Raw genomic sequence first — 11030 nt, 5'->3', positions numbered from 1 at the left:
CTAAGACACTAAGAAGTATATTTTAAAATTCTTGCTTTGTGCCTTTGTGCCTTTGTGTGAGATCACCTTCTTCTCGCCGCGCTACCGACTGAAACGCGCGGCAAGTTCGACGTGCGTCGACCAGCGGAACTGGCCGACCGGCTGGACCCAATCGAGCGTATAGCCAGCTTTGCACAAAATATCCGAATCGCGCGCGAAGCTGCTGGGATTGCACGAAACATAAGCGATCACTGGCACATCCGAGGCCGCGAGTTGCGCGACTTGCTCTTTTGCCCCGGCGCGCGGCGGATCAAGGATGATCGCCTGAAAGCGATCGCATTCGGCGCTGGTCAGCGGGCGGCGGAACAGGTCGCGATGCTCGGCGAAGACCGGCCGCCCGGCCAGCGCAGCGCCGCTCTTCAGCGACAGGATCACATCGCGCCCCGCCTCGGCCGCATAGACCTTGCCCGGCAGCGACAGCGCGAAGGTGCCGAGGCCGGTGAACAGATCGGCGCACATCGTCGCGCCGCCCACCGCTTCCTTCACCGCCGCAACCAGCGCGCCCTCGCCTTCCCGCGTGGCCTGCAGGAACGATCCCGCCGGGAACGGCACGGCCACGCCGCCAAGGCTGATCGTCGCGCCTTCGGGCTCCCAGCGCGTTTCGGGGCCGATCCCGTCGTCGATCGCCAGCCGGGCGATGCGGTTGGCACCGCAAAAGGCGGTGATCGCTTCGACCGCCGCCAAGCCGTCGACGATCTTACCCTCGATCAGCACGTCGACGCCCTGATCGATCTCGGTGAGATGGATGCGCGCCCGCCCCTTGAGCACGCGCGCGAGCAGTTTGCGCAAAGGCGCGATGACGGCGAACAGCTCCGGCGTCAGGATCCAGCAGTCGCGCAGATCGACGATATTGTGGCTCGCACCCTCGCTGAAGCCGAGTGTCACGACGCCGCCTTGGGCCTCGGCCTGCAGCGCAGCACGGCGACGCGTGCGTGGCGGCGACAGCGCGGGCGGGCGGATCGCTGCGGTCAGCCCCTGCGCGGCGAGCGCGCCGGTGATGCGGTCGGTCAGGAAGGCGGCATAGCTCGCGTCGTCAAGATGCTGGAGCTGGCACCCGCCGCATTGCGGAAAGTGGCGGCATGGCGGCGCTTGGTGGTGCGGGCCGGGGAGGACGGTGTTGTCGGGGGTTAGCGTGTCTCCCGGCGCAGCGAAGGCGGCGTGGCGGCCGTCGGCGGTGACGCCCTCCCCACGCGCGGCGACGCGGACGATCGTGTCGGTCATAAAGCTGTCCTTATCGCCGAGAGTTCGCGCGCGAGGTCGTCGGCGAGGAACGCGCCGCCAAGACGGCGCGCGGCCTCGGCGTGCATCCAGACGGCGGCTTCGGCTGCGCCGAAGGGTGCGCTGAACAGCGTCGCCCCCAAAATCCCGGCAAGCACGTCGCCTGTCCCCGCCGTGGATAACCACGCGCTACCGCCAAGCGCGACAGCGATGTGCCCGTCGGGGTGCGCGATGACGGTATCCGGCCCCTTGAACACGACCGTTGCCCCTGAATGGCGCGCTGCGGCGCGTGCTGCCTCGATCTTAGATCCTGACCAGTCGCCGAACAACGCTTTGAATTCGCCTGCGTGCGGGGTCACAAACACGCGTCGATCACGATCCTGGATCGTCGCGCGTTTGCGGAAGATCGCGAAGTGGCGCTCCTCCAGCAGATGCAGCGCGTCGCCATCGATCACGATCGGCCTTTCGCAGGCAATCGCAGCATCAAGCTTCGCGACGGCATCGTCGCCGCGACCGAGGCCGGGACCGATCACGATCCCGACCTTGGGTTTGCCCGCGATGGCTGCAGTCAGCGCCTCGGGCGACCACGCGCGCCGTACCACCGCGTGGGGCATGTCTGCGCCCGGATCGGCGAACAGCAACCCATAGCCCGCCCCGGCGCGCATTGCGGATTGAACGGCGAGCGCCGCCGCCCCCGGCATCGCGCCGCCGATCACCACGACCATGCCGCGATTATACTTTTGGGAGTTGGCCTGTGGGGCGGTCAGCCGGGGCCGTGCGATCGTCTCGTCAGGGCTGACATTCTCGCGCGGCGACCCGATCTCGTTGAGACCAAGCCCGATCTCCACCAACCGGACCGTGCCGCACAGGCTGGCTGCGGGTTGCAGAACATGGGCCGGCTTGAGCGCGCCGAGCGCCAGCGTCAGGCTGTAGTTCGGGAGTTGCAGCGGGTTGAGTTCGGCGCCGGTGTCGGTGTCAACGCCGCTCGGGAGATCGACCGCGACGGATAGCCGCGCGCATTGGACCAGCGCGTCGATCGTCCGCGCAACGTCGTCGTCAAGCGGGCGGGACAGGCCGGTGCCGAAGACCGCATCCACGACGACCGGACTGATATCGTGCTGTTCGCGCGGCGCGTCGGGAAAACGCTCAACCGCCCCGCCCCACGCCGCCCGCGCCGCGATCGCCGCTTCGCTCCGGGGCTCACCCAGCGCTGCGACGCGCACATCCACCCCATTCGCGCGCAGCACGCGCGCCGCGACATAGCCGTCGCCGCCGTTATTCCCCGGCCCGCACAGCACCAGCACCGGTGCGCCAGCGGACAGGCGCCGGACCGCCTCGGCCACACCAGCGCCGGCGCGTTCCATCAGGCTCTCGACTGTCGCGCCGTCCGCAATCGCGCGATCTTCCGCCGCGCGCATCTGGGCGGCGGTCAGGATCGGTCGGCCTTCAATTGGTGTCATGATGCCGTCGCAGGCTTGCCCTTGACGGTGGCGGGCAGGCGGTAGCGGTCGCCGCCGAGCGCGACTTCGATCTCGCCCGTGCCGATCACGCTGACCACCGCCTTTTCCGCCCCATCGGCGGCGATCACGCCGCGCCCGTCTTTGGTCACCAGCAAGCGGTGGAACGCGCCGTCGGGATGGCGTACCGTCAGGATCAGCCCGGCATCGCTGTCGGCGCGGTCGATCGTGCAGGTGCGCGCAAAATCGTTCGATCCACGCTGTGCGCAGACGATGTTGCCACTATCGTCCTGCGTCTTGCGCTGCTCGGCCTCGACCTTGGCGAGCGTCGCGGTGTCGGTGCGCTGTTCGCCGCACACCGCCAGGCCAAGCAGCAGAACTGCGCTAGATATCCGCATAGACATGAGTTTCGGCCGCTGCTCCCGGGTGCGTGACCGCGCCCTTATAAGCGGGGCCGACCGTCTGGGAATAGCGCCACAGCGCGCCCGACTGGTAATCGTTCGTCCGATGCGTCCAAGCGGCGCGGCGCACGGCGAGGACGTCCTCGGGCACGTCGAGGTCGATCGTCCCGGCCTCGGCATCGATCCGGATCGTGTCGCCATCCGCGATCAGCGCGATCGGACCGCCATCGGCCGCCTCGGGCCCGACATGGCCGATGCAGAAGCCGCGCGTCGCGCCCGAAAAGCGGCCGTCGGTGATGAGTGCGACTTTCTCGCCGAGGCCGAGACCGTAGAGTGCGGCGGTGGTCGAGAGCATCTCGCGCATGCCGGGGCCGCCTTTGGGGCCTTCATAGCGGATGACGATCACTTCGCCTTCGTTGATCGAGCGTGCTTCGACCGCGGCGAAGCAATCCTCTTCGCAATCAAACACGCGCGCCGGGCCGGTAAATTGCAGGCGGTGCATCCCCGCGACCTTGACGATTGCGCCATCGGGGGCAAGCGAGCCGCGCAAGCCGACCACGCCGCCGGTCGGGCTGATCGGGGTCTTGACGTCGTAAATGACTTTCTGATCGGGGTTCCAGGTGACCTGATCGATATTCTCGCCGAGCGTCTTGCCGGTGACCGTCAGGCAATTCCCGTCGAGGAAACCGCCACCGAGCATCGTCTTCATCAGCATGTAAACGCCGCCCGCTTCGTACATGTCCTTCGCGACATATTGGCCGCCGGGTTTGAGGTCGGCGATATACGGCGTTGATTTGAAAGCCTCAGCCACGTCGAACAGGTCGAAGTCGATCCCCGCCTCGCTCGCCATTGCGGGCAAATGCAGCGCGGCATTGGTCGATCCGCCGGTCGCCGCGACGACGCGCGCGGCGTTGACGAACGCCGCGCGCGTGCAAATGTCGCGCGGACGGATATTGCGTTCGAGCAACTCCATCACCTGATAGCCCGCCGCGACCGCAATCTGTTCGCGCGTGGAATAGGGTGCGGGTACCATGTTGCTGTTCGGCAACGACAAACCGATCGCTTCGCCGACGCACGCCATGGTGTTGGCGGTGAATTGCCCGCCGCACGCGCCGTGACCGGGACACGCGACCTTTTCCATTTCGTGCAATTCGCTGATCGGGCATGTGCCCGCGGCAAAGCGCCCGACCATTTCGAACACGTCGACGACGGTGATGTCCTTATCTTCATAGCGACCGGGCAAGATCGATCCGCCATAGACGAAGATGCTCGGGATATTGAGCCGCAGCATCGCCATCATCATGCCGGGCAGCGATTTGTCGCAGCCGGCAAAGCCGACCAGCGCATCGTAACAATGCCCGCGCACCGAGAGTTCGACCGAATCGGCGATCACTTCGCGGCTGACCAGCGAGGATTTCATCCCCTGATGCCCCATCGCGATGCCATCGGTAACGGTGATCGTGTTGAAGCGCCGCGGCATTCCACCATTCTGGATCACGCCGGCGCGCGCCGCATCCGCCTGCACGTCGAGCAGCGTGTTGCACGGCGCGCTGTCATTCCCGGCGCTGGCGAGCGCGACGAACGGGCGGCCGATTTCCTCCTCGGTCAAGCCCATCGCATAATAATAACTGCGGTGCGGCGCGCGTTCGGGCCCGACCGACACGTGGCGGCTGGGCAAGCGGGATTTGTCGAAACGATTGGTCATGGCGACTGCCTATGTCGCCAATCGATGATTCGACGCAAGTCTGTTGCGACTTTGGTCACGATCGGTGCGGTGCGGAAGCGTAGGGACGGCGAAGTTCCCCCCACCGTCCCGCAGCCTGGATGGCGCGCGGGGGGACCGTGGACCATCGACGGGCGCGCAGCGGGGGGCGGCGGACCCGTTCGAGCGACGCAGAGCAAGACCGGGGCCAATGGCGGTTTTCCGGCGAATCTGGGGAAGACTGCTGATCGATCGTCCCGCGATGGCACGTAAAAGCGTTACGCGAGTCGCGTTTCGAGACACCACCAGCCGGGCTGCGCGGCGCGGATGCGCGCGGCGGCAGCGGTACGGTCACCCTCGCTGGCATAGAGCGCGAAGCAGGTGGCGCCCGACCCCGACATGCGCGCCAGAATCGGCTTACCCTCGGCCAGCAGCGTCAGCACAGCGTCGATCACGGGGGCAAGCCGTCGTGCGGGTGCCTCAAGATCGTTGCGGCCGGCAAGCGCGAGCGACAGCGCGTCGCCATCGGGCATCGCCCCGCGGTCGATGCCGTCCCAGCCCTTGAACACGGCGGCGGTCGACACCGCGACGCCGGGATTAACGAGCAAGACGGCCATGCCGACCGGCCCGTCGAGCGGATGGAGCCGTTCGCCCCGCCCTTCCCCCAGCGCGGTCCGACCAAGCAGGCAGGCCGGGATATCCGACCCCAGCGCGGCGGCGATCTCGAACAGGCGGGGATCGTCGATCGGAACCGCATTGGCCTTGGCCAGCGCGCGCAGCGCCGCCGCCGCATCGGCCGACCCGCCGCCGATGCCCGAGGCGACCGGCAAATGTTTGTCGAGCGTGAAGGCCCCGGTTTCCGCCACGCCGAACGCCGCTGCGAAGGCGCGGGCGGCGCGGAGGATGAGGTTGTCGCCCTCGCCGCTCAGCCCGGCGGCGAACGGCCCGGTCACGGCAAGCGACAGCGGCCCCGGCGCGAGCGTCACCGTGTCGCCGTCCGCGACGAACGCGAACAGCGTTTCGAGCTCGTGATAGCCATCGGCGCGCCGGCTGCGGACGTGGAGCGCGAGGTTGATCTTGGCGGGGGCATTTTCGGTGATCATGCAGCTCTAACTTCCCAGCGCACCACCCCGGCGAACGCCGGGGCCCAGTAGCGGACCGGTTGTTGGCGAGGACAGCGCTTCATTACGGCAACCTTCGCAACTAGGCCCCGGCCTTCGCCGGGGTGGAATCTTTGGGAGGATGCGCCGCGGCAAAGCCGCGTCGTCGGCCGGCGCTTTGAGCGCCGCCGGCCGGACACGCCTTTAGGCGCGATGCAGCTTTGCTGCATCTTGCCCGGCGCGTCACATATTCGGGTAATTGGGCCCCCCGCCACCCTCGGGCACCACCCAGTTGATGTTCTGCGTCGGGTCCTTGATGTCGCACGTCTTGCAGTGGACGCAATTCTGCGCGTTGATCACGAACTTCGGATCACCCGTTTCCTCGCCGACGATCTCGTACACGCCCGCCGGGCAGTAACGCTGCGCCGGCTCGTCATACATCGGGAGATTGTATTTCACCGGAACGTCCGGGTCCTTCAGCGTCAGATGGACCGGCTGATCCTCCTCATGATTGGTGTTCGAAATGAACACCGAGGACAGCCGGTCGAAGGTCAGCACGCCGTCGGGCTTGGGATAGGTGATCTTGGCGACCTGATCCTTGCGGCGCAGGCTCTCATGATCGGGATGGTGCTTCATCGTGAAGGGCATCTTCAGCCCGAAATATTCGAGCCACATGACGATACCCGACAGCATCGTGCCGATCACCTCGCCGAACTGCTTGACCAGCGGCACGACGTTGCGGACGATCGACAGCTCCTTGTACAACCACGATGCCTCAAACGCCTGCGGATAGGCGACGAGTTCGTCATGCTGGCGCTGCGCCAGGATCGCGTCGGCGGCGGCTTCGGCGGCCATGATGCCCGATTTCATCGCGCCATGCGTGCCCTTGAGGCGCGGCACGTTGAGGAACCCCGCCGAACAGCCGATCAAGGCACCGCCCGGGAACACCAGCTTCGGAATCGACTGCAATCCGCCGTCATTGATCGCGCGCGCGCCGTACGACACGCGCTTGCCGCCCTTCAGGATCGACGCGATTTCGGGATGCGTCTTCCAGCGCTGCATTTCATGGAACGGCGACAAATGCGGGTTCGAATAATTGAGCCACGTGACGAAGCCGAGACTGACTTGTCCGTTGGCCTGATGATACAGCCACGATCCACCATTCGCATCGGAACCGAGCGGCCACCCCTGCGTGTGGATGACGCGGCCGGGGTGATGCAGCGCGGGATCGATGTCCCACAATTCCTTGATCCCGATGCCATAGACTTGCGGCTGCGCATCCTTGGCGAGATCGAAGGTGCGGATCAGCTGCTTGGTCAGATGGCCGCGCACGCCTTCGGCGAGGAACGTATATTTGGCATGAATCTCAAGGCCGGGCGTATAATCGGGCTTGTGCGTGCCGTCGCGCGCGACGCCCATATCGCCGGTCGCGACGCCTTTGACCGATCCGTCGTCATTGTAGAGGATCTCGGCAGCGGCAAAGCCGGGGAAAATTTCGACCCCCAGCTCTTCCGCCTGCGTCGCGAGCCAGCGGCACAGATTGCCCAGGCTGCCGGTATAGGTGCCCTTATTGTGCATGAACGGCGGCGTGATGAAATGCGGCAGCGTGAACTTGCCCTTGGGCGTCAGGACCCAGTGCAGATTCTCGGTCACCGGAACCTCGGCAAGCGCGCAAGCCCCGCCTGGCCGGTTGGGGTCGCGCCAATCGGGGATCAGTTCGTCGAGCGATTTCGGATCGATCACCGCGCCCGACAAAATATGCGCGCCGACTTCGGAGCCCTTTTCGAGCACGCAAACCGAAATTTCAGCGTCCTTCGCCGCGGCCATCTGTTTCAGCCGGATTGCCGCCGAAAGGCCCGCCGGGCCCGCACCTACGATGACCACATCATAGGGCATGGATTCACGGTGGTTTTCACCCCCAGATTCATAGCTGCTCACGTCTCGTCTCCACCGGGACGCCGCGATGCGCTTACTCGTCGCGTGCGCGGCACGTCCTGTCCATCTGCGCGTGCCAGCGAATTGACCTTCGCGTCAACATGCTAGCTAAAGAGAGATATGGGGGCTGACCAGAATATCGAGTGGCAATTGGCTGCCGCGAGCGCGCTCGAATGGTGGCGCGACGCAGGCGTCGATACGCTGGTCGACGAGGTGCCGCGCGACTGGAGCGCTGTACCGCCCCCTCCCCCCGAACCACCCCGGCGGCGCAGTGGCGCGCAAGCCGTAGCGGAAGTCGCCATAGCGCCGTTGCCCGGCACGCTCGCCGAATTTGTCGCCTGGCGGTCTGGTCCCGATGCGCCCGAGGCAGGATGGGCGGGCACGCCGATTGCCGCGACCGGCGATCCCGCCGCCGACATCATGATCCTCGTCGATCTGCCGGATCGCGAAGATTGCGACTCGGGCGTGTTGCTGAGCGGTGCAGCCGGACGGCTGTTCGATCGCATGCTCGCTGCGATCGGGCGCAACCGCGACTCGGTCTATCTCGCGCCGATGTGCAGCATGCGACCGCTCACCGGTCGGATCGCCCCGGAAATCGAGGCGCGCCTGGTCGAAGTGGCGCGGCATCACATCGCCCTGGTCGCGCCCAAACGCTTACTCCTGCTCGGCAATGCGCCAAGCCGTGCGGTGACCGGGACGGACGTGGCGCGGGCGCGGGGAAATTTACAGACGATTAACCTAGAATGTGGGAAGACTTCTGTGTCGGTCGATGTGGTGGCCAGTTTCCATCCGCGGCTGCTGCTCGAACGCCCCGCCGAAAAGGCCCGCGCGTGGAAGGATTTACAGATGCTGATCGCAGGACTTCACGCATGACGCTGAAAATCGCCGGTCTGGTCGCCTTATCGTTGGTCGTGCCGGTCGCGGCGCACGCGGCAGGTGAACCGCCGGTCTCGGTTCAGACCGCGCCGCGCGACAGTATTCCGCCGCAGCTCGACGCTGAACAGCGCGCCGGCTATCGCGCGGTCTTTGCCAGCATCCGCGCGCAGAAATGGCAGGACGCACAGTTGCAGCTCGCTGCGCTCAAGCCCGGCCCGCTCCACGCGATCGCCCGCGCCGAAATCCTCACCGCAAAGGGATCTCCCAAAGCTGAACTCGATCCGCTCGCCAAATTGCTCGCCGAGGCGCCCGAACTGCCGCAGGCGCGGCAGATTCTGACGATGGCGGCGTCGCGCGGCGGCGTCGGCTTGCCCCCGCTGCCCGAAGCGCGCGCGCTGACCTGGATCGACGGCGCGCCGGCGCGCAAGCGCGCCAAGAGCTTCGGCAATGGTGACATGCTTGCGGTCGAACTGGCGCTGAAGATGCAACCCTTCATCAAGGCCGATAGCGGGAGCGAAGCGCAGGCCTTGCTCGAAGCGACGCAAGGCCTTTCGCCCGAATCGATCACTGAGTGGCAACGCAAGATCGCATGGATCTATTTCCTTGCCGGCGACGACAATAATGCCCGCGCGATGGCGGCCAAGGCCGGAACCGGCACGGGCGATTTCGCGGTCGAGGCGGTGTGGGTCGGCGCGCTGGCGGCGTGGCGACAACAGGATTGCGCCGCGGCCGGCACCGCCTTCGAATCCGTCGCGGCGCGCGCCAGCGACACCGATTTGCGCGCGGCCGGCCTGTATTGGGCGGCGCGCGCCGATATGCAGTGTGCGCGGCCTGACCGCGTTGAGGGACGACTGAAGACCGCCGCACAGTATCGCGAGACGTTCTACGGTCTGCTCGCGCGTCAAGCACTCGGTATCAGGGAACCAGCCCTGCGTCCGATCGCAGTATCGACCACGAGCGACTGGCAAACGCTCGCGCGCCGCCCGAATATTCGCGTCGCCGCAGCGCTCGCCGAGATCGACGAAAATACGCTCGCCGACGAAGTGATCAAGCAACAGGCACGGATCGGCGATCCGGCGGAATATCCGGCGCTCGTCCGGCTGACCGCGGCACTCGACTTGCCGAGCACGCAGGTGTGGCTGTCGCATAACGGCCCGGTCGGCGCGACGCCACCGATCGAGGCGCGCTTCCCCGCGCCGAACTGGATCCCCGATGGCGGCTGGCGCGTCGACAAGGCATTGGTGTTCGCCCACACGCTGCAGGAATCGCGCTTCCGCACCGATGTGGTAAGCCCGGCCGGGGCGTATGGCCTGATGCAGGTGATGCCGCGCGCCGCGACCGATATCGCGCGTAAGCAGGGCCGCAGCTTCGATCGCAGCGCCTTGTCGCGGCCCGGCACCAATTTCGAGGTCGGGCAAAGCTATCTTGAGCAATTGCGCGACCAGCATTGCACCGACGGCCTGCTGCCCAAGGTGATCGCGGCGTACAATGCCGGGCCGGGGCCGGTCGAGGCGTGGAATGCGGTGGCGCGCGATGGCGGCGATCCGTTACTCTACATCGAATCGATCCCCTATTGGGAGACGCGCGGTTACGTTACCACCGTGCTGCGCAATTATTGGGTCTATGAAGCGCAGACCGGCAAGCCGGCCTCTGTGAGCCGTGCCGCCCTGTCGCAAGGGCTGTGGCCGCGCTTTCCGGGGCTTCCCGGCGCAACATCAGTGCGGCTGACCTCGCACACCCGCGGACAATCGCTTGCCAGCGTGAACTGAGCGCCGTGCCGATCGACCAAACTGCCATATTCCTGCCGGTGCGGATCGCGGTGCTGACCGTGTCCGATACACGTCGGCTGGCCGAGGATCGCTCGGGCGACACACTCATCGCACGGCTGACCGATGCGGGGCATGTTCTCGCGGCGCGCGAGATCGTGCGCGACGAGGTGGCGCTGATCGTCAGCACGCTGCACCGCTGGATCGACGATCCGGCGGTCGACTGCATCATCACCACCGGCGGCACCGGCGTCACCGGGCGCGACGTGACGCCCGAAGCAATCGAGCGAATCGCCGACAAGATGATTCCCGGTTTTGGCGAGCTATTCCGCTGGCTCAGCTTCCAGACGATTGGCACCTCGACGGTGCAATCTCGGGCGTGCGCCTGCGTGACTCGGGGCACCTACATCTTCGCGCTGCCGGGTTCGACCGGCGCCGTGAAGGACGGGTGGGACGGCATCCTGGCGAGCCAGCTCGACAGCCGCCATAAGCCCTGCAACTTTGTCGAACTGATGCCGCGGTTGCGCGAGCGCTGA

9 protein-coding genes are annotated in these 11030 nt (G+C 66.3%); 3 read left to right on the top strand and 6 right to left on the bottom strand.

The window, feature by feature from the left end:
- Positions 1-81 precede the first annotated feature (81 nt).
- The 6 genes from ABWP09_RS06920 to ABWP09_RS06895 all read right to left on the bottom strand — a co-directional run bounded on the left by ABWP09_RS06920 (position 82) and on the right by ABWP09_RS06895 (position 7813).
- Entirely contained in the window at positions 82-1260 is a 1179-nt protein-coding gene (locus tag ABWP09_RS06920; RefSeq protein WP_353204413.1) for a class I SAM-dependent RNA methyltransferase, read from the bottom strand.
- A complete protein-coding gene (locus ABWP09_RS06915) occupies positions 1257-2717 on the bottom strand; it encodes an NAD(P)H-hydrate epimerase (RefSeq protein ID WP_353204412.1) in 1461 nt (486 codons plus the stop codon). The genes ABWP09_RS06920 and ABWP09_RS06915 overlap by 4 nt, the downstream gene beginning before the upstream one ends.
- Positions 2714-3112, bottom strand: coding sequence for a hypothetical protein (locus tag ABWP09_RS06910; protein WP_353204411.1), 399 nt, complete (start codon positions 3110-3112; stop codon positions 2714-2716). The genes ABWP09_RS06915 and ABWP09_RS06910 overlap by 4 nt, the downstream gene beginning before the upstream one ends.
- Positions 3099-4820 carry a dihydroxy-acid dehydratase gene (gene ilvD / locus ABWP09_RS06905; RefSeq protein WP_353204410.1) on the bottom strand — a complete coding sequence of 574 codons (1722 nt, stop codon included), beginning with the start codon at positions 4818-4820 and terminating at the stop codon, positions 3099-3101. The genes ABWP09_RS06910 and ilvD overlap by 14 nt, the downstream gene beginning before the upstream one ends.
- Positions 4821-5095: 275 nt before the next feature.
- Entirely contained in the window at positions 5096-5920 is an 825-nt protein-coding gene (locus ABWP09_RS06900; RefSeq protein WP_353204409.1) for a 4-(cytidine 5'-diphospho)-2-C-methyl-D-erythritol kinase, read from the bottom strand.
- Positions 5921-6160: 240 nt separating this feature from the next.
- On the bottom strand, positions 6161-7813 hold the full coding sequence (locus tag ABWP09_RS06895; protein WP_353204408.1) for an electron transfer flavoprotein-ubiquinone oxidoreductase: 1653 nt from the start codon (positions 7811-7813) through the stop codon (positions 6161-6163).
- Positions 7814-7972: 159 nt separating this feature from the next.
- On the opposite strand from ABWP09_RS06895, the gene ABWP09_RS06890 reads away from it, so the two are divergent.
- From ABWP09_RS06890 to moaB, 3 genes are read left to right on the top strand one after another with little or no spacing between them, the layout of a single operon-like run.
- Positions 7973-8725, top strand: a complete 753-nt coding sequence (locus ABWP09_RS06890) for a uracil-DNA glycosylase (RefSeq protein WP_353204407.1) — start codon at positions 7973-7975, stop codon at positions 8723-8725.
- Entirely contained in the window at positions 8722-10497 is a 1776-nt protein-coding gene (locus ABWP09_RS06885) for a lytic transglycosylase domain-containing protein (RefSeq protein ID WP_353204406.1), read from the top strand. Before ABWP09_RS06890 ends, ABWP09_RS06885 begins: the two co-directional genes overlap by 4 nt.
- A gap of 5 nt (positions 10498-10502) precedes the next feature.
- Entirely contained in the window at positions 10503-11030 is a 528-nt protein-coding gene (moaB, locus tag ABWP09_RS06880) for a molybdenum cofactor biosynthesis protein B (protein WP_353204405.1), read from the top strand.

Origin of the sequence: Sphingomonas sp., assembly GCF_040398505.1 — a bacterium.
GTDB lineage: Bacteria > Pseudomonadota > Alphaproteobacteria > Sphingomonadales > Sphingomonadaceae > Sphingomonas.
This window is presented reverse-complemented; position numbering and strand designations above follow the sequence as displayed.

Excerpts from the sequence above, each read along its gene's own strand:
- ABWP09_RS06920 (WP_353204413.1), bottom strand. The coding sequence starts at position 1,260 with ATGACCGACACGATCGTCCGCGTCGCCGCGCGTGGGGAGGGCGTCACC.
- ABWP09_RS06915 (WP_353204412.1), bottom strand. The coding sequence starts at position 2,717 with ATGACACCAATTGAAGGCCGACCGATCCTGACCGCCGCCCAGATGCGC.
- ABWP09_RS06910 (WP_353204411.1), bottom strand. The coding sequence starts at position 3,112 with ATGCGGATATCTAGCGCAGTTCTGCTGCTTGGCCTGGCGGTGTGCGGC.
- ilvD (WP_353204410.1), bottom strand. The coding sequence starts at position 4,820 with ATGACCAATCGTTTCGACAAATCCCGCTTGCCCAGCCGCCACGTGTCG.
- ABWP09_RS06900 (WP_353204409.1), bottom strand. The coding sequence starts at position 5,920 with ATGATCACCGAAAATGCCCCCGCCAAGATCAACCTCGCGCTCCACGTC.
- ABWP09_RS06895 (WP_353204408.1), bottom strand. The coding sequence starts at position 7,813 with ATGCCCTATGATGTGGTCATCGTAGGTGCGGGCCCGGCGGGCCTTTCG.
- ABWP09_RS06890 (WP_353204407.1), top strand. The coding sequence starts at position 7,973 with ATGGGGGCTGACCAGAATATCGAGTGGCAATTGGCTGCCGCGAGCGCG.
- ABWP09_RS06885 (WP_353204406.1), top strand. The coding sequence starts at position 8,722 with ATGACGCTGAAAATCGCCGGTCTGGTCGCCTTATCGTTGGTCGTGCCG.